16 protein-coding genes are annotated in these 17,389 nt (G+C 67.8%); 11 read left to right on the forward strand and 5 right to left on the reverse strand.

Features of this window, described 5'->3' with window-relative positions; translation table 11 throughout:
• Positions 1-78 precede the first annotated feature (78 nt).
• The 3 genes from ACW18B_RS04535 to ACW18B_RS04545 all read left to right on the forward strand — a co-directional run bounded on the left by ACW18B_RS04535 (position 79) and on the right by ACW18B_RS04545 (position 2,103).
• Positions 79-720, forward strand: coding sequence for an HAD-IA family hydrolase (locus tag ACW18B_RS04535; RefSeq protein WP_492049908.1), 642 nt, complete (start codon positions 79-81; stop codon positions 718-720).
• Between the two features lie 32 nt (positions 721-752).
• Positions 753-1,037, forward strand: coding sequence for a 4a-hydroxytetrahydrobiopterin dehydratase (locus ACW18B_RS04540; protein WP_492049910.1), 285 nt, complete (start codon positions 753-755; stop codon positions 1,035-1,037).
• A 280-nt stretch (positions 1,038-1,317) separates the two neighbouring features.
• Positions 1,318-2,103, forward strand: a complete 786-nt coding sequence (locus tag ACW18B_RS04545; protein WP_492049912.1) for an SDR family oxidoreductase — start codon at positions 1,318-1,320, stop codon at positions 2,101-2,103.
• A 171-nt stretch (positions 2,104-2,274) separates the two neighbouring features.
• Here the strand turns inward: ACW18B_RS04545 and ACW18B_RS04550 are convergent, their stop codons facing one another.
• Complete coding sequence (locus ACW18B_RS04550; RefSeq protein ID WP_492049914.1) at positions 2,275-2,832, reverse strand: ActR/PrrA/RegA family redox response regulator transcription factor; 558 nt, start codon at positions 2,830-2,832, stop codon at positions 2,275-2,277.
• Between the two features lie 76 nt (positions 2,833-2,908).
• Positions 2,909-4,309: an ActS/PrrB/RegB family redox-sensitive histidine kinase gene (locus ACW18B_RS04555; protein ID WP_492049916.1), complete on the reverse strand. Its 1,401-nt coding sequence runs from the start codon at positions 4,307-4,309 to the stop codon at positions 2,909-2,911.
• Between the two features lie 54 nt (positions 4,310-4,363).
• Here ACW18B_RS04555 and ACW18B_RS04560 point away from each other — a divergent pair, with 54 nt between their 5' ends.
• The 3 genes from ACW18B_RS04560 to ACW18B_RS04570 all read left to right on the forward strand — a co-directional run bounded on the left by ACW18B_RS04560 (position 4,364) and on the right by ACW18B_RS04570 (position 7,092).
• Positions 4,364-4,957 carry an SCO family protein gene (locus tag ACW18B_RS04560; RefSeq protein WP_492049918.1) on the forward strand — a complete coding sequence of 198 codons (594 nt, stop codon included), beginning with the start codon at positions 4,364-4,366 and terminating at the stop codon, positions 4,955-4,957.
• Between the two features lie 101 nt (positions 4,958-5,058).
• Complete coding sequence (locus ACW18B_RS04565) at positions 5,059-6,321, forward strand: polyhydroxyalkanoate depolymerase (RefSeq protein WP_492049920.1); 1,263 nt, start codon at positions 5,059-5,061, stop codon at positions 6,319-6,321.
• 51 nt (positions 6,322-6,372) lie between these two features.
• Positions 6,373-7,092 (forward strand): M48 family metallopeptidase, encoded by a 720-nt coding sequence (locus tag ACW18B_RS04570; protein WP_492049922.1) that lies wholly within the window; start codon positions 6,373-6,375, stop codon positions 7,090-7,092.
• Positions 7,093-7,114: 22 nt separating this feature from the next.
• On the opposite strand, the gene ACW18B_RS04575 is transcribed toward ACW18B_RS04570, so the two are convergent.
• The gene (locus ACW18B_RS04575) at positions 7,115-8,104 is read right to left on the reverse strand and encodes a glucokinase (RefSeq protein WP_492049924.1); all 990 of its coding nucleotides are present in this window, start codon (positions 8,102-8,104) and stop codon (positions 7,115-7,117) included.
• An 871-nt stretch (positions 8,105-8,975) separates the two neighbouring features.
• Complete coding sequence (gene bioB, locus ACW18B_RS04580) at positions 8,976-10,007, reverse strand: biotin synthase BioB (RefSeq protein WP_492051600.1); 1,032 nt, start codon at positions 10,005-10,007, stop codon at positions 8,976-8,978.
• A gap of 100 nt (positions 10,008-10,107) precedes the next feature.
• Here bioB and ACW18B_RS04585 point away from each other — a divergent pair, with 100 nt between their 5' ends.
• The 5 genes from ACW18B_RS04585 to ACW18B_RS04605 all read left to right on the forward strand — a co-directional run bounded on the left by ACW18B_RS04585 (position 10,108) and on the right by ACW18B_RS04605 (position 16,368).
• On the forward strand, positions 10,108-11,604 hold the full coding sequence (locus ACW18B_RS04585; protein ID WP_492049926.1) for a CYTH and CHAD domain-containing protein: 1,497 nt from the start codon (positions 10,108-10,110) through the stop codon (positions 11,602-11,604).
• Between the two features lie 117 nt (positions 11,605-11,721).
• On the forward strand, positions 11,722-13,113 hold the full coding sequence (gene ahcY, locus ACW18B_RS04590) for an adenosylhomocysteinase (protein WP_492049928.1): 1,392 nt from the start codon (positions 11,722-11,724) through the stop codon (positions 13,111-13,113).
• 124 nt (positions 13,114-13,237) lie between these two features.
• Positions 13,238-14,323 (forward strand): sensor histidine kinase, encoded by a 1,086-nt coding sequence (locus ACW18B_RS04595; protein ID WP_492049929.1) that lies wholly within the window; start codon positions 13,238-13,240, stop codon positions 14,321-14,323.
• A gap of 58 nt (positions 14,324-14,381) precedes the next feature.
• Positions 14,382-15,230, forward strand: coding sequence for a pyridoxal kinase (locus ACW18B_RS04600; RefSeq protein ID WP_492049931.1), 849 nt, complete (start codon positions 14,382-14,384; stop codon positions 15,228-15,230).
• Positions 15,231-15,240: 10 nt separating this feature from the next.
• On the forward strand, positions 15,241-16,368 hold the full coding sequence (locus tag ACW18B_RS04605) for a serine hydrolase domain-containing protein (RefSeq protein WP_492049933.1): 1,128 nt from the start codon (positions 15,241-15,243) through the stop codon (positions 16,366-16,368).
• 45 nt (positions 16,369-16,413) lie between these two features.
• Here ACW18B_RS04605 and rarD read toward each other — a convergent pair whose 3' ends face one another.
• Positions 16,414-17,334: an EamA family transporter RarD gene (gene rarD, locus ACW18B_RS04610; protein WP_492049935.1), complete on the reverse strand. Its 921-nt coding sequence runs from the start codon at positions 17,332-17,334 to the stop codon at positions 16,414-16,416.
• Positions 17,335-17,389: the final 55 nt, after the last annotated feature.

A 17,389-nucleotide genomic window follows, 5' to 3' on the forward strand; every position in this document is an offset into this window, starting at 1 on the left:
AGGCGAGCCGGGCGGTGGCGCTTGCCTCCCGGGGGCGACGGCCCTAGCCTGAGTTCAAACATCTGTTTTAGGGGCGGCATGGCGATCGAGGCGGTGATCTGGGATTTCGGCGGGGTGTTCACCACCTCGCCCTTCGAGGCTTTCCGACGCTATGAGGCCGAGCGCGGCCTGCCGGCCGACTTCATCCGCCGGGTCAATTCCACCGATCCCGACGTCAACGCCTGGGCGCGCTTCGAGCGCTCGGAGATCGACGCGGCCACCTTCGATACGCTGTTCCTGGAGGAGGCGACGCGGTTGGGTCACGCGGTGCGCGGCGCCGATGTCTTGCCGCTGCTCTATGGCGACCTGCGGCCTCGTGTTCGCGCGGCGCTGCTGGCCTGTAAGGCGCGGTTCAAGGTGGGCTGCATCACCAACAATGTCACCACGGGCCACGGCGCGGGCATGGCCTCGACCGCGCAGAAGGCCGCCGCCGTCGCCGAGATCATGAGTCATTTCGCGGTGGTGCTGGAAAGCTCCAAGGCCGGGGTCCGCAAGCCCGATCCGCGCATCTATCTAATGATGTGCGAAGCGCTCGAGGTCGCGCCGGAAAACTGCGTCTATCTCGACGACCTGGGGATCAACTGCAAACCCGCCGCCGCCCTGGGCATGACGGCGATCAAGGTCTCCAGCGAAGATCAGGCCCTGGCGCAGCTTGCGGCGGCCACCGGATTGGCGTTCTGAAGGGCGGAGATCTCTTCGTTTCAGGAGCCGCCATGTCCCGCCCCAAGATCGGCGCCGCCGCCGCGATCGCCCAGCTCTCCGGCTGGAGCGCCGCGCCGGAGAAGGATGCGATCACCAAGACGTTCAGGTTCGCAGATTTCAATGCGGCCTTCGGCTTCATGACCCGCGTGGCCCTGATGGCCGACAAGCTGGATCACCATCCCGAATGGTTCAATGTCTACAACCGCGTCGAGGTGCTGCTGACTACCCATGACGCCGATGGGGTGACCGATCTGGATGTGACGCTGGCCAGGTTCATGGATGGGGCGGCGGGTTAGGCGGACAGCGATGGGCTGGAAAGGGCGGGGAGCGGGCCTTGGCGCCACTGATCCTCCCCCTCTGGGGGAGGTGGCCCGGAGGGCCGGAGGGGGCAGCGCGGCGCTGGCCCAGATAGAGCGCCACTCACCTCACCCCGGCGCTGCCCCTTCAGTCGCTCAGCGACAGCTCCCCCGGAGGGGGAGCATCTGACGGCCGCTCCCACAGCACCCACCGTTTCCCCCTTCCGCCCCCGGCCCATCCGGTTCAAACTAATGTTTGAATAATCTGGGAGGACGCCAAATGGCGCAGAACACGGGCCGGGTCGCCGGCAAGAAGGCCTTCATCACCGGCGGGGCCCAGGGTCTGGGCGCGGCGGCCGGCAGGATGCTAGCCAGCCAGGGCGCCAAGGTCAGTCTGGCCGACATCAACCTGGCCGGCGCCCAGGCCGTCGCCGACGAGATCAATGCGGCCCATGGGGCCGGCACGGCCTTCGCCTTCCAGCTGGACGTCACCCAGGAAGACGAGTGGATCGCGGTCCTCGAGCAAGCGACGGAGGCCATGGGCGGCCTGTCGGTGCTGGTCAACAACGCCGGCATCGGCGGCGACGGTCCCATCGAGAGCCTGGACTTCGCGCTCTGGAAGAAGGTGATGTCGGTCAATGTCGACTCGGTGTTCCTGGGCGCCAAGCACGCCCTGACCCACATGCGGGCCCATCAGCCCGGCTCGATCATCAATCTCTCGTCGATCGCCGGCCTGATCGCCAACGGCAATTCGCCGGCCTACAACGCCTCCAAGGCGGCGGTCTGGCTGCTGTCCAAGAACATCGCGCTCTATTGCGCCAAGATGAAGCTGGATATCCGCTCCAACTCGATCCACCCCACCTTCATCGATACGCCGATCCTGGATGGCTTCACCGCGCGGTTCGGCAAGGAAGAGGCCCACGCCAAGCTGGCGCGGCAGGTTCCGCTGGGCCGGATCGGCGAGCCCAACGACATCGCCAACGCCGTGCTTTACCTGGCCAGCGACGAGAGCAAGTTCATGACCGGCGCGGAGATCAAGGTCGACGGCGGCATCTCGGCGATGTGACCGCGAGAAAATCCTTCTCCCCTTGCGGGAGAAGGTGTCGCCACAGGCGACGGATGAGGGGTCGTAAGGCCTGTCCGGAAAGGTCCGCGAGACCCCTCACCCGGCCCGCTTTGCGGGCCACCCTCTCCCGCAAGGCCACCCTCTCCCGCAAGGGGAGAGGGAAGCTGCCGCCTATCGCGGCGCGCGCTTGGCCAGGATGCGCTGCAGGGTGCGCCGGTGCATGTTGAGGCGGCGCGCCGTCTCGGAGACATTGTGGCCGCACATTTCATAGACCCGCTGGATATGCTCCCACCGCACCCGGTCGGCGCTCATCGGATTTTCCGGCGGCGTCGGCGCGGCGTCCTTGGCGGCCAGCAGGGCGCGGGCCACGTCGTCGGCGTCGGCCGGCTTGGACAGATAGTCCACGACTCCGGCCTTCACCGCCGCCACGGCGGTGGCGATATTGCCGTAGCCGGTGAGCATGATGATCTTGGCCTCGGGCCGGGCGTCGCGCACGGCCTCGACCACCTTCAGGCCCGTGCCGTCGTCAAGCCGCATGTCCAGCACCGCATGGGCCGGGGCGTGGGCCCGCAGCAGCGCCAGGGCCTCGGCCACTGAGGCGGCCAGGGTCACCTCGAACCCCCTCTGCTCCAGGGCTCGACCCAGCCGTGTCCGCAGCGGCGCGTCGTCGTCGAGAAGCAGCAGAGTCTTGTCGGGCAGGGCCGCAACCAGCTCAGTTATGTCCGCCATGAATTCAGCGCCTCCCCGCGCTTGTATTCAAAAGAGTGTTTCTCTTGACCATTAGTGAGCCTTCCCAAGCCTTGTATCAAACCCCCGTATAGCCGGGGGCTTCAAGTGCTGATCGCGGCCAGCGCGCCGAGACAACGGCTCCGCCTCGCCGACCGTTCCGGAAATCGACCGTGGCGCCGGTACGTTCAAGCAGGGTCTTGGCGATGAAGAAGCCCAGCCCCATGCCGATATGGCCCGTGCGCGACCCTTCGGCGCCTGGCCGGGTCGTCACATAGGGCTCGCCCAGCTTGGCCAGCACCTCGGCGGTAAAGCCCGGACCGTCGTCGCGCACCTCGATCACCACCGATCGCGGGTCGAAGCGGGCGATGACCAGCACCTCGGCGCGGGCGAAATCGACGGCGTTCTCGACGATCGAGGTCATGGCGTGGATGATTTCCGGCCGACGCCAGATGTCGGGCGCGGTCTCGCCGGAGGGGCCGTTGACCACGGCCTCGACCCGCACGCCGTGCACCAGATGCGGCTCGATGACGTCCTGGACCAGTTGCACCAGGCTCATGCGCTCGTGGACGGCGTCCTTGGCCTCGGGCATTTCGGTCAGGCGCTGCAGGATTTCGCGACAGCGCACCGCCTGGCCGATCATCAGCTCGGCGTCTTCGCGGGTCTGATCGTCGGGGGCGTTGCGGGCCATCTCCCGGGCGACCACGGCGATGGTGGCCAGGGGCGTGCCCAGCTCGTGGGCGGCGGCGGCGGCCAGGGCGCCCAGGGCCGACAGTCTCTGCTCCCGGGCCAGGACGGTCTCGGTGACGTTGAGGGCCAGCTCCATGCGCGCGGATTCGCTGGCCGCCTGCCAGGCATAGGCGCCGGTGATGATGATGCCCAGGATCCGGGCCGCCACCATGGTGATCATCACCGCTGCGCCGGGCTCCGGCGAGATCGGGGCGCCCTGAAGCGTGGGCAGGGGCATATGGAAGAAGGCCAGGAAGATCTGGCTGGCTATGGCCAGCAGGCCCAGCCCCAAGGCGAAGCGGGCGGGCAGGGTGGCCGCCGCCAGGGTCACCGGCGCGATCAGGAGCAGGCAGAAGACGTTCTGCGCGCCGCCGGTGAGATAGAGCAGGCCTGACAGCTGCAGGATGTCAAAGGCGATCTGGGCGGTGGCTTCACCCTCGCGGGCCAGTCTCTGGCCTGTCGAGGCCAGGCCCAGCAACACGTTCAGCCAGGCCGAGAGCGCGATGAGCGAGAAGCAAAGGGCCCAGGGCACCTGAAGCTTGAGCACCATGCCGACAAACAACAGGGCGGTGGTCTGGCCGGCGACCGCCAGCCACCGCTGGGCCAGCAAGGAGCGCACTCGCAGACGTCCACGACGCAGTCCGGGCGCGGCCCAGGACCAGTCATCATCTTGCACCGGATCCTCACCCGGCTTATCGAGCCCCTTCGAACGCTGGTCGTCGGGCGCTCGCGCGAACGAAACGTCAGCCATGCCGCACGATCGTCCAGATTTACGCGTCTGGCGAGAGCGAAAGGTGAAATACACATGCCTCGACACCGCATCATCCTGATCGTGGCCTGCGTTCTGGCCGCGATCGTGGCGGCCGGCCTGGCCTTCCGCGCCGGCGTGTTCGACCCGCCTCCGGCGTCGGCGGCGGTGGGCGGACCGTTCCAGCTGGTGGATCAAAATGGCCGACCGACCACGGAAAAGGCCCTGAAAGGCAAGTGGAGCGCGGTCTTTTTCGGTTTCACCTATTGTCCCGACGTCTGCCCGGGCACCTTGCAGGGTCTGGCGGCGGCCACCGATCTCCTGGGCCCCAAGGCCAGGGATCTGCAGATCGTCTTCGTCTCGGTGGATCCGGGCCGCGACGATGTGAAGCAGATGAACGCCTATCTGTCGGCCGACTATGTGCCCCGATCCACCCTGGGCCTGACCGGAACCCCCGAGCAGGTGGCCGCGGCGGCCAAGGCCTATCGCGTTTACTACGCCAAGGTCGGCGACGGTCCCGGCTATACGATCGACCATTCGACGGCGATCTATCTGATGGATCCCAAGGGCCGCTTCCGCACCGTGATCCCCTACAACCTGCCGCCTGAGGATATCGCCCGCCGCATCAGCGACGCCCAGCGCGAAGGCTGACTTGAGGGCAATTGCGCCGGCCTCGGCGGGACAGGCGCAACATGGATGGACTTTCTTAGGCTTCGACATGTTATGCTGCGGCGCAACATATTGGATGCGCCATGCTGTACGCTCTTCATGAGGCGGCCTATTACGCCTCCTCGCCCCTGCGCGAAGCCGCCCGTATCGCCCGGGATTTCTGGGGCTCGCCCCTGAATCCGGCCGCCAATACCGATCTGGGCCGGCGCATGCACGCCGGCGCCGATCTGTTCTCCAACGTCACCCGCCGCTACGGCAAGCCGGCCTGGAACATCGACACCATCAAGGTCGGCCAGGTCGATGTGCGGGTGCGCCCGACCGTGGTCTGGGAAAGCCCCTGGGCGCGGGTGATCCAGTTCGACCGCGACATGGCCGACATGCGCCGGGCCGGCAAGTTCAGCCTCGATCCCGCCGTGCTGATCGTCGCGCCCCTCTCGGGTCACTACGCCACCCTGCTGCGCGGCACCGTCGAGGCCTTCCTGCCCGACCACGCGGTGTTCATCGTCGACTGGGTCAACGCCCGCGAGGTCTCGATGCTCGAGGGCCGCTTCGACTTCCACGACTATATCGACCACATCATCCAGATGCTGGCCGTGCTGGGCCCGCGTCCCAATGTGGTGGCCGTCTGTCAGCCCGGACCGCCGGTGCTGGCCGCCGCCGCCCTGATGGCGCAGGACAACCACCCCTCGCGGCCGGCCAGCATGACCTTCATGGGCTCGCCGATCGACGCGCGCCTGTCGCCGACCGTCACCAACGCCCTGGCCGAGGACAAGCCCTTCGCCTGGTTCCAGTCCAACATGATCTACACCGTGCCGCCGCCCTATGTGGGCGTGGGCCGGCGCGTCTATCCGGGCTTCGTGCAGCTGGCCAGCTTCATGAGCATGAACAAGGAAAAGCACCAGGAAGCCCATCAGCGCTACTTCCAGGACCTGGTGAAGGGCGACGGCGACAGCGCCGACAAGCATCTGGAATTCTACAACGAGTACCTGTCGGTGCTGGACCTGACGGAAGAATTCTATCTGCAGACCATCGACATCGTCTTCCAGCAGCACCTGCTGCCCAAGGGCGAACTGATGCATCGCGGCCGCCTCGTGCAGCCTGACCAGATCACCGACATCGGCCTGATGACGGTGGAAGGCGAGAACGACGACATCTCCGGCATCGGTCAGACCCAGGCCGCCCACGGCCTGTGCGCGAACCTGCCCGACGACATGAAGACCGACTACGTCCAGCCCGGGGTCGGCCACTACGGGGTGTTCAACGGCCGCCGGTTCCGCGAGGAGATCTATCCGCGCGTCCGGTCGTTCATCCGCAAGAGCGACCCCAACTTTCCCGACGAGGTCTAGCCGCTCGCGGCCGGCCTTGCGTCGCCTCGCGGCAGACGCGATGTAGGGGTCATGGGACTGCTTCGCGCACCGCGTTTCTCCGACGGCGACCGGCTGGACGTGGCCGGCTGTCCGGTGCGTCTGAAGGTGGACGGGCGGGCGCGGCGGATCTCGCTGCGGGTCGACCGCGCCAGGTCCGAGGTCGTCGCCCTGGCTCCCAGCCAGCGCCGGCTGTCCGAAGCCGCCGCCTTCGCGCACGAGAAATCAGCCTGGATCGCCGGGCAGCTGGCCGCCTTGCCCGGCCGCATGAGCATCGCCCCCGGCGGGACCCTGCGCCTCTATGGAGACGCCTATCGCCTCGAGGTCGGGCCTGGCCGGGCGCGCAAGGACGGCGATCGCCTGATCGCCCCCGACGACGCCAACTGGGGGCTGAAGATCCTTCGCCTGGCCAAACGCGACGCCCTGTCGGTGCTGACCGAGCGCACGGCGGTGCACGCCGCCGCCCTGGGCCGTCCGATGCCCAGCGTGGCCGTGGCTGACCCCAAGGCGCGATGGGGCTCATGTCGCCCGGCGCGGCCGGGCGTCCCGGCGGCGATCCGCTACAGCTGGCGGCTGATCCTGGCTCCGGCGGCGGTGGCCGACTATGTCGCCGCCCACGAATGCGCCCACCTGATCGAGGCCAATCACGGTCCGCGCTTCTGGGCCCTGTGCGATCAGCTGTCGGGCGATCCCGCCCCGCACCGCGCCTGGCTGCGGGCCCACGCGGCGGAGCTGCACGCGATCTCGGCCTGAGGGGGCTCGCGCAGGCGTCCCGTCAGCAGTCGAGAAACTTGACGTCCGTGGCCCCGTACAGCCGATCGCTGGCCGAAAACAGGCTGGAGAGTCCCAGCAGCACCGGCCGGCCGGGCATCTGCAGCACTGGAACGTCCAGCATGTAGTGGCTCATCAGGCCCTTGGCGCGGAACCGGCGGCGGAACGCCTCCAGGTCCAGAAGCTCGCCCATGTCCTGGACCAGGCCGCTGTTGAGATAGACGCCGCCGCGCGCCGCGAAGGTCAGGGCCATGTCGCCGGTGAAGGCGCCGAGCAGGGCGCTGAAGATCGATGTGGCCTCAACGGCGGCGGGATCGCCGGCGCGGGCGAGGGCGACGACCGTGTCGGCGTTTTCGGGACCCAGCGCGGCGGGCCCGCCCTTGAGCGCGGCATAGGTGTCGCTGAGACCGGCCCGCGAGAGCAGGCGTTCGGCCGCCGTATCGCCGCGCTGGGTCCGAATGGCGTCAAACACCGCAACCTCGCGGGGCTCGCCGGGGGAAAAGCCGATGTGACCCGCCTCGCTGGGTGTCGCGAAACAGGTGTCGCCCCGGGGCGCCGACAGGCCCGCCACCCCCAGGCCCAGGCCCAATCCGATGACCGCCTTGGCGCCGACCGGGTCGCCGCGCGCCGCATGCAGGGTGATCAGCGCGCTCTCGGACACCTTGGGCGCGCCGAGGGCGACGGCGGCCATGTCATTGATCAGAAAGACGCGCGGCGTTCGCAGGACGTGTCGCAACCAGGTCAGGGACAGGGAAAGGTCGGTGCGCGTGACCTGGATGCCGCCATTGATCAGGGGGCCGGCGGCGCTGATCGCGGCGCCGATCAGCTCTTCGCCCTCAAGGTCCTTGAGGCGGCGCCGGATCACGCTCTCCAGTTCCTGGGTCGAGCCGCAAACGAAGACGTCGTGATCCCCGGGCGGTTCGCCGGGACGGGCGAGCGCCAGCAGCAGCTCCTGGCCGTTCAGATCACCCAGCAAGACCATGCCGCGTGTCATGTTTCCACCCTTGTCCGCGCTGCTTCAGCGTCGTTATGCGCGCGGTTATAACCGCTTACCGCCAGGGAATGTTAGCGCTAACGCAAGGTGATGCAAGCCGCCGCGGCCTCCCGGACCACGGGGGGCTATCGCATAGGGGGTCGGCGCCAAAAGACTTAGCCTTCCTGGGCCTTGTGCCAAGGAAGGCGAGATGTCTTGGAGCCTCATCCAGGCTTGAACCGGTCAGTCTCCCATAGGCGATAGCCCTGCGGGCCACGGGGGCGGGATTTTGACGCGGTGTCGCACCCTATCCCCGTCAATGACGGGGATTGGCGATCGTCGCGCCGCACAAAAACAAGGGCTTGCGATTTTTTCGGTTTTCTTTGTCCCCGGTCCCCCGGGGCGGCCCGATAATGGTCTCACCCAAGAGCAAGGGAAGGGGCGTCGGCCGGCGACCTGACGGGCTTCTGGGGGTGGTCGAGCGGGAAGCGCCCGTCGGCCGTCGTCGAAGGCCCGGCGGGGTCTGGCGGAGCGTGGACACCCCTTGAGGACCGTCCCGTGTTGAGGCCAGGCCCAGACCGCCGGGAGCACCCTTCGGCGACGCCCGTACGGAACGCACCAGGCATGGGCTGAAATCGCCCATGCGGTCTGGACGGGGTCGCTATCCCCTCCACCCGTCGGGGGCCTAGCTACCGGAGCGGGCTAAAACCCCGCCAATCCCGGCGATGCTCCCGAATAACGGCTGCGCGGAGCGTCTGTCTTCGTCGAAACGGTATTTATCAAACTCACATCCGGGCGAGGCCCGGACGCTCCGCGACCCTTCCCATCCCTTCAGCGAGATTTCGCGTGAGGCTGAGAGCCCTTGCCCGCACAGCCTCTGACGTCCGAACGGCTACTCCGCCGCCGCCATCGCCGGTTCGACCGTCCGCCGCGACCCCATCGGGCGCAGGTCCAGGTCCTGGAACAGGGCGCTGTCCTCGTCCTGGCCGGGCAGGGGGGTGGTCAGCAGCTTGCCGCCGACGAAGATCGAATTGGCCCCGGCCAGGAAGCACAGGGCCTGCAGCTCGCGGCTCATCTCGTCGCGACCGGCCGACAGGCGGACCATGGACCGGGGGCAGACAATGCGGGCCACGGCGATGGTGCGGACGAACTCGATGGAGTCGATGGCCTTGTCGCCGTCCTTGAGAATCTTGTCGCCCAGCGGCGTGCCGCTGACCGGCACCAGGCCGTTGATCGGCAGGCTGTCGGGATGGCTGGGCAGGGTGGCCAGCTGATGCAGCAGGCTGGCGCGATCCCGGCGCGTCTCGCCCATGCCGACAATGCCGCCGCAGCAGGTGCTCATGCCGGCGTCGCGGACATGGGCCAGGGTGTCGAGACGCTCCTGATAGGTGCGGGTCGTCACCACGTCGGCATAGTATTCCGGGCCGGTGTCGAGGTTGTGATTGTAGTAGTCGAGGCCGGCGTCCTTCAGTTCCTTGGCCTGGTCGGCGGTCAGCATGCCCAGGGTGGCGCAGGTTTCCAGACCCAGGGCCTTCACGCCGCCGATCATGGCGGCCAGCTTGGGCAGGTCGCGATCCTTCAGCTCCCGCCAGGCCGCGCCCATGCAGAAGCGTTGCGCGCCGCCGTCCCGCGCCGCGCGGGCCTTGGCGATGACGACATCGGCGTCCATCAGCTTTTCGGCCTGCAGGCCGGTCTTGAAGTGGGCGCTCTGGCTGCAATAGCCGCAGTTCTCGGCGCAGCCGCCGGTCTTGACCGACAACAGCTGCGAGAGTTGCACCTCGGAGGGATCGAACCCGGCGCGGTGAACTTGGGCGGCCTGGAACACCAGCTCCATGAACGGTTGGGCGAACAGGGCCTCGACCTCCGCGAGGGTCCAGTCGTGGCGTGGCGTATTAACAGTCTGTGGTGCGTTGATCGGCGTCATGGCGCGCACGTTTGAACTCGAGGATGAGGCTTGGCAAGTCACCCGTGTGGCGTCATAGGCGTTTGCAGTCCAATGATGCGCGCGCCGACAGGATCAGATCATGGACCGTGAGATCGAGCTGAAATTCCTGATCGCGCCGGAAGCGGCGGGCCCCATCCTGGCCCTGCTGGACGGCGAAGGCGCGGTGCGCCAGCTGGACGCCACCTATTTCGACACCGCCGACCACGCCCTGCGCAAGGCGGGATATGGCCTGCGCGTCCGCGATGGCGAGGGCGGCCGCAAACAGACGCTGAAATCGGCTTCGGCGGGCGGGATCTTCGCGCGCGGCGAATGGGAGAGCCCGATTGCCGGCCCCGGCCCGGACGGCGCGACCCTGGCGGACACGCCGGCGGCGGCGATCGTCAACGGCGACGCCCTGCACCCGGTGTTCACGACCTGCGTCGAGCGCACGGTGCGCCTGATCCGTCGCGATGACGTGGTCATCGAGGCGGTGGTGGACCGGGGGGAATTGATCGCCGAGGGCCGGCGCGCCGTCGTCTGCGAGCTGGAGCTTGAGCTGAAGGCCGGCCAGCCGGCGGCGCTGTTTGATCTGGCGCGCGACCTGGCCAGACAGGTTCCGCTGCGCCTGTCGCTGATCAGCAAGGCCGAGCGCGGCTATGGGCTGAGCCACACGGCGGACCCCGCGCCCGTGATGCGCCGCTCACCCGCCGGCCTGAAGCCCGGCATGACCGTGGGCGAGGCCCTGCAGGCTGTCGGTCGCGCGGCGCTGTCCCAGCTGTGCGCCAGCGCAGAGGTCCTGCGCGAGCGACCCGGACCTGACGGCGTGCACCAGCTTCGGGTCGCCTGCCGTCGCATGCGGGCGATGCTGAAGGTCTTCAAGCCGCTGTCGGCCAGGGCTGAAGCCCGGGATCTCGATCGCGAGCTCAAATGGCTGGCCGACGAGCTGAGCGCCGCCCGCGAGCTGGACGTGTTTCTGGCCGAGGTCTGGCGGCCGGCGGTGAAGACCCGGCAGGCTGACGAGACCGCCGCCTTCGGACGGGCCCTGCTGGCCGCCCAGGCCAACGCCTATCTGCGGATGGAGGCGGCTCTGGAAAGCCCGCGTACGCGCATGCTGTTGCTGGAGGCCGCCGCCTGGCTGGAGGCCGGATCATGGGCTTTTGACGCCGAGCTCGCCGAGGTTCGCGACCAGCCGGCGTCGGGCTTCGCGGCGGCCGTTCTGGCGCATCGTCGCCACGCCATCGTCAAGGCGAGCGCCCATCTGGACCGGCTCGATCCCGAGACCCGCCATCAGCTGCGGCTGAAGGGCAAGACCGTGCGCTACGCCGCCGAGGATCTGGCGGGACTGTTCCCGGATCATCCCAAGCGGATCGCGGGCTTTGTCGCCGCGACCAAGGCGCTGCAGGATGCGCTGGGCCGCCTCAACGACCTTCGGGGGCAGCCTGAACTGGCGCGCGCGGTGGCCCTGGCCAGCGGCGATCCCCAGGCGGCCTTCGCGGCGGGGCGGCTGACCGCCGGCGGCGATGAGGCCGCCCTGATGCGCGACGCCCAGAAAGCCCGCGACGCCTTCGCCGACGCCAGGGTTTTCTGGCCGGCCTGATCGGCGCATGCGCCCTGCGACAATATCACATAAAGATATCTTTATGTGTTAATTGCCCGGAAGGATCGATCGCGATATAAGCCCCGCAAGAACTTCACCGACCGCAGGAGCCCGACCGTGGCCGACTACATCGTCAAGGACATCTCGCTCGCCGATTACGGCCGCAAGGAAATCGAAATCGCCGAGACCGAAATGCCCGGTCTGATGGCCACCCGCGCCGAATACGGCCCGGCCCAGGTCCTGAAGGGCGCCCGCATCGCCGGCAGCCTGCACATGACCATCCAGACCGCCGTGCTGATCGAGACCCTGACCGCTCTCGGCGCCGACGTGCGCTGGGCGTCGTGCAACATCTTCTCGACCCAGGACCACGCCGCCGCCGCCATCGCCGCCTCGGGCGTGCCGGTGTTCGCGTTCAAGGGCGAGAACCTGGTCGAGTACTGGGAATACGCCCACAAGATCTTCGAGTGGAGCGACGGCGGCTATCCCAACCTGATCCTCGACGACGGCGGCGACGCCACCCTGCTGTGCGTGCTGGGCCCCAAGGCCGAGAAGGATCCCTCGATCCTCAACAACCCGCAGAACGAGGAAGAAGAAGCCCTCTACGCCGTGATGAAGAAGTATCTGGCCGAAAAGCCGGGCTTCTACACCGCCATCCGCAACGCCATCACCGGCGTGTCGGAAGAAACCACCACGGGCGTCCACCGCCTGTACCAGATGGCCCAGAAGGGCGAGCTGCCGTTCCCCGCCATCAACGTCAATGACAGCGTCACCAAGTCCAAGTTCGACAACCTGTATGGCTGCCGGGAATCGCTGGTCGACGCCATCCGTCGCGGCACCGACGTGATGCTGTCGGGCAAGGTGGCGGTGGTCTGCGGCTATGGCGACGTCGGCAAGGGCTCGGCCGCGTCGCTGCGCCAGGGCGGCGCTCGTGTGATCGTCACCGAAATCGACCCGATCTGCGCCCTGCAGGCGGCGATGGAAGGCTATGAAGTCCAGACCCTGCAGGACGTCGCCGGCAAGGCCGACATCTTCGTCACGGCGACCGGCAACAAGGACGTCATCACGCTGGACGACATGCGGATGATGAAAAACAACGCCATCGTCTGCAATATCGGCCACTTCGACTCGGAAATTCAGATCGCCGCCCTGCGCAACTACAAGTGGGACGAGATCAAGCCGCAGGTCCACCACGTGGAATTCCCGGACGGCAAGAAGCTGATCGTGCTGTCGGAAGGCCGCCTGGTGAACCTGGGTAACGCCACCGGCCACCCCTCGTTCGTGATGAGCGCCAGCTTCACCAACCAGACCCTGGCCCAGATCGAACTGTGGACCAACCGGGCTTCCTACGAGCACCAGGTCTACACCCTGCCCAAGCACCTGGACGAAAAGGTCGCCTTCCTCCACCTGGAGAAGCTGGGCGCCAAGCTCTCGACCCTGCGCAAGGACCAGGCCGACTATATCGGCGTCCCTGAAAAGGGCCCGTTCAAGCCGGACCATTACCGCTACTAGGCGCGCTATCACGGCGACAGGATCAGGCCCGCTCGCGGAAACGCGGCGGGCCTTTTTCGTGGCGCGCGCCGTGGCATGGGTCCGAAAACCGCGCTGTGACGTTGATAGGGGGCAGGAGCCCCCAATGTCCGCTGAACACGACGCCAAACTCGCCGCCCTGATCATTGAAAACGCCCTCGGCTACGCCATCTTCACGATGGATCTCGACGGCGCGATCACCAGCTGGAGCCGGGGCGCCGAAAAGGTGCTGGGCTTTAGTCGGGAGGAAGCGATCGGCATGCATTTTGGCGCGCTCTTCACGCCCCCCGACCGCGAAGCCGGCGCCGACCGGCGCGAGCTCGACAGCGCCCGGCAGAAGGGGCGCGCCGAGGATACCCGCTGGCACCTGCGCAAGGACGGCACGCGGTTCTGGGGCAACGGCATGACCATGGGCATTTTCAGCCCCGAGCTCAGCGGCCTCTTGAAGATCCTGCGCGACGAGACGCCGGCCAAGCTGGCGGAGGATCAGCGCATCCTGCTGCTCAACGAGCTGAACCACCGGATCAAGAACACCCTGGCCACGGTTCAATCGATCACGGAACAAACCCTGCGCGCCGCCCATGTCGATCCTGTGGTGCGCCGGGAGCTGACCAACCGCCTGATGGCGGTGTCCGACGCTCACAACGTTCTGGTCGATGAGAGTTGGGCGGGCGCCGATCTGGGCACGATCGTAAGGCAAGCCGTGGCGCACCATGATCTCAGCCGCTTCAGGATCGATGGGCCCCTGGTCTGGCTAAGCCCGCAGCAAGCTGTGGCCATGGCCCTGGCCCTGCACGAACTGGCGACCAACGCGCTCAAATACGGCGCCCTGTCGACCGAGGACGGTCAGGTCGAGCTGACCTGGAACCTGGCGCATGATCAGCTCGGCGCCCGTCAGCTGAACCTGCTGTGGCGCGAGGTCGGGGGACCGCCGGTCGAGCCGCCGCAGCGCACCGGCTTTGGCACCCGCCTGATCGCGCGCACCTTTGGTCAGGACAGCGGCGGGCAGGCGCGGATCGACTATCTGCCGCAGGGCGTGCAGTGCGTGATGCAATTGCAGTTGTCGGTCAGCGGCGAAGAGCCGGCGGAATGGTCCTCGCTGGTCGCCGACCAGGTCGGTGAGACGCTCGGTTCCGTCTTCGCCGCAGCCGGCGCGCCGGAGGCGTCCAGCCCCGAAATCTTGCCGGCTTGATCCAGACGCGTACGCGCCGCCCTGTTCAAGCTCGCCGTCGTCCGCTAAGCCGCTTGCCATGCCCTTAGCTCTGATCATCTCCAGCCATGTCGCCGGCAGCCGGGTCGGCGCGTCGGCCCAGGCCGCCGCACTGGTCCAGTTCCGGATTGAGTCGATGGTCGTGCCGACCGTCCTGTTCGGTCGCCATCCCGGCTGGGGCGTGCCCGGCGGGGCGCCCGTGCCGATCGAGGTGCTGGAAGGCATGCTCGACGGTCTGGAGGCCAATGGCCTGTTCGGCCAGACCGATATCGTCATCACCGGCTATTTCGCCGACGCCGCCCAGGTGCGCGCCGCCGCCCGGGCCATCGACGCCGTCCGCGAGGCGCCGCGGGAAGGCGCTTCCAGCCGCCAGCCTTCGGTGATCGTCGACCCCACCATGGGCGACGCCGGCAAGGGCCTCTATGTGCTGCCCGAGGTGGCCGAAGCCATCGCCGCCGAGCTCATCCCCCGCGCCGATGTCGTGGCCTGCAACGCCTGGGAGCTGCAGAAGCTGACCGGCGCCGACGCCCGCGATCCGCAGTCGGCCATGCGCGCCGCCCGTCTGCTGGGCAAGCCGACCCTGGTGTCCTCCGTCCATCGAGGCGCAGAGATCGGCGTCGTGCTGGCCGACCGCAAGGAAGCCTGGCTGGCCGCCCACGCCAAGGTCGAGCGCTCGCCCAATGGCACCGGCGACCTGCTGACCGCCCTCTACGCCGCCTCGATTCTTGAAGGCCAGACCCTGTCCTATGGCCTGGCCCGGGCGGTCGGCGGCGTGGCCGAAACCGTGACGGCGGCCAATATCTGGAACGCCACCGAGCTGCCGATCGTGGCCATGGGCGCGCGGATCAAGCAGACCTCGCCCACCGTCCGTATCGAGCGCCTGGCCTAGGAAATCCGCCATGACCGTTGAGATCACCGGGGTCTGCCCCGATCGCTTCGCCCAAGTGCGCGACGTGTTCGCGGCCAATTTCGCGGAGGACGGCGAGCTGGGAGCCCGCTTCGCCCTGGCGATCGACGGCGAGATCGTCGTCGATCTGATGGGCGGTTTCGCCGATCGCAAGCGTGAGGTCGCCTTCGGTCCCGACACCCTGACGGCCCTGTTCTCGACCACCAAGGCCGTCGCCGCCCTGATGGTGGCCCGGCTCGTCGACGAGGGCCGTCTGGCCTATGACCAGCCCGTCGCCGATGTGTGGCCCGAGTTCGCCCAGGCCGGCAAGGCGGCGATCACCGTCGAGCAGGCTCTGTCGCACCAGGCCGGCCTGTCGGGCTTTCCGGACGAGACCGATCCGGCCATCTGGTTCGACTGGGACGCCACCTGCGCCAAGCTGGCCGCCATGGCCCCGCTGTTCCCGGTGGGCTCGGCCAGCGGCTATCACCCCGTCACCTTCGGCTATCTGGCCGGCGAGATCTTCCGCCGGGTGGATGGCCGCACGATGGGCGCGGCGCTGCGCGAGGATATCGCCCAGCCCCTGGATCTGGACCTGTGGATCGGCCTGCCCGACAGCGAGCACGGCCGCGTCGCCGAGCTGATGCGCCCGACCACCCTGCCGAAATTCGGCGAGATCAATGACGCCGTGAAAGCCGCCTTCCTGACCCCCTGGGCCGCGCCGTCGGGACGCGGCACGGCCGAGTGGCGGCGGGTCGAGATTCCGTCGGCCAATGGTCATGCGACAGCGCCCGCCCTGGCCCGCCTGATGGGCGCCCTGGCCAGCGGCGGCAAGCTGGACGGCCGGTCGCTGATCAGCCTGGCCGGCATCCGCGCCGCGACGGCCGAGCGGATCGTCGGTCAGGATCTGGTCCTGCCGTTCACGATCAGCTGGGGCGCGGGTTTCATGCGCAACACGCCCAACTTCTTTTATGGCCCCACCACCGAGGCGTTCGGCCATTCCGGCTGGGGCGGCTCATGCGCCTTCGCCGACCCGAGCACGGGCGTGTCGGGCGCCTATGTGATGAACCGGCAGGGCGTCGCCCTGATCGGCGATCCCCGCGCTGTCCGGCTCATCGAGGCGGCTTACGCCAGCCTCTAGAGCGTGATAGCCGCCTCACATGATTCCATGTGAGGCTAAAAGGCTCTAGGCCGTCGGCGCAGGGGCCAGCACCCGCGTGCGCTTCCAGGCCCCATAGGCGAAGACCGCCACGCCGGCCCAGATGAACACGAACGACAGAGCCCGCATCGGCGTGAAGGCTTCGCCCAGCGCGACGCCCAGCAGGAACTGGATCGTCGGGGCGATGAACTGCAGGAAGCCCATGGCGCTGAGCGGCATGCGCCGCGCCGACCAGGCGAACAGGGCCAGCGGCACGACGGTGGCCGGACCCGCGATCATCAACAGGGCGGTGACGCTGAGACCCGATCCGAAATGTCCGGCGCCGGTCGACTGCAGGTGCAGCACATACAGCAGGCCGGGGATGGCCAGATAGGCGCACTCGATGAACAGGCCGGTCTGGGCGTCGGCCTTCACCTGCTTCTTCAGGATGGCGTAGGCGCAGAAGCTGATGGCGACGCCCAGTGATATGACCGGCAGATGGCCCAGGGCGGCGGTCTGGATCGCCACGCCGATCACCGCGAGGCCGATCGCGATGGCCCCCTCGCGGCTGATGCGTTCGCGAAACAGGATCGCGCCGGCCGCCATGTTCATCAGCGGATTGATGTAATAGCCCAGGCTGGTCTCGATCACATGGCCGGCATTGACCGCGAACACATAGATCGACCAGTTGATGAAGATAGCCGCCGTCGAGAAGGCCAGCATCATCAGCGTTCGGGGCTGACGCAACACCGCCGCGACCTGGCCGCCCTGCCGGGCCAGTAGCACCAGGCCGCCGGCCCAGAGGACCGACCACAGGGAGCGGTTGGCGATCATCTCCCACGACCCGACGCCCAGCTTGGCCAGAAGGTGGAAATACAGCGGCAGGAACCCCCACAGCAGATAGCAGCCGATCCCCGCGACCAGCGCCGTTCGCCCCTCATCGGGAGCCTTGTTCAAATCCGCCGCCATGGCGCTGTCCTGTGTTCCAAGAAAAAGGCTCCCGGGACCTGATGTCCCGGGAGCC

The organism is Caulobacter sp. FV2ps19 (assembly GCF_058681035.1).

Coding starts and splice junctions, on each gene's coding strand:
- ACW18B_RS04535 (WP_492049908.1), top strand. CDS start 79: ATGGCGATCGAGGCGGTGATCTGGGATTTCGGCGGGGTGTTCACCACC.
- ACW18B_RS04540 (WP_492049910.1), top strand. CDS start 753: ATGTCCCGCCCCAAGATCGGCGCCGCCGCCGCGATCGCCCAGCTCTCC.
- ACW18B_RS04545 (WP_492049912.1), top strand. CDS start 1,318: ATGGCGCAGAACACGGGCCGGGTCGCCGGCAAGAAGGCCTTCATCACC.
- ACW18B_RS04550 (WP_492049914.1), bottom strand. CDS start 2,832: ATGGCGGACATAACTGAGCTGGTTGCGGCCCTGCCCGACAAGACTCTG.
- ACW18B_RS04555 (WP_492049916.1), bottom strand. CDS start 4,309: ATGGCTGACGTTTCGTTCGCGCGAGCGCCCGACGACCAGCGTTCGAAG.
- ACW18B_RS04560 (WP_492049918.1), top strand. CDS start 4,364: ATGCCTCGACACCGCATCATCCTGATCGTGGCCTGCGTTCTGGCCGCG.
- ACW18B_RS04565 (WP_492049920.1), top strand. CDS start 5,059: ATGCTGTACGCTCTTCATGAGGCGGCCTATTACGCCTCCTCGCCCCTG.
- ACW18B_RS04570 (WP_492049922.1), top strand. CDS start 6,373: ATGGGACTGCTTCGCGCACCGCGTTTCTCCGACGGCGACCGGCTGGAC.
- ACW18B_RS04575 (WP_492049924.1), bottom strand. CDS start 8,104: ATGACACGCGGCATGGTCTTGCTGGGTGATCTGAACGGCCAGGAGCTG.
- bioB (WP_492051600.1), bottom strand. CDS start 10,007: ATGACGCCGATCAACGCACCACAGACTGTTAATACGCCACGCCACGAC.
- ACW18B_RS04585 (WP_492049926.1), top strand. CDS start 10,108: ATGGACCGTGAGATCGAGCTGAAATTCCTGATCGCGCCGGAAGCGGCG.
- ACW18B_RS04595 (WP_492049929.1), top strand. CDS start 13,238: ATGTCCGCTGAACACGACGCCAAACTCGCCGCCCTGATCATTGAAAAC.
- ACW18B_RS04600 (WP_492049931.1), top strand. CDS start 14,382: ATGCCCTTAGCTCTGATCATCTCCAGCCATGTCGCCGGCAGCCGGGTC.
- ACW18B_RS04605 (WP_492049933.1), top strand. CDS start 15,241: ATGACCGTTGAGATCACCGGGGTCTGCCCCGATCGCTTCGCCCAAGTG.
- rarD (WP_492049935.1), bottom strand. CDS start 17,334: ATGGCGGCGGATTTGAACAAGGCTCCCGATGAGGGGCGAACGGCGCTG.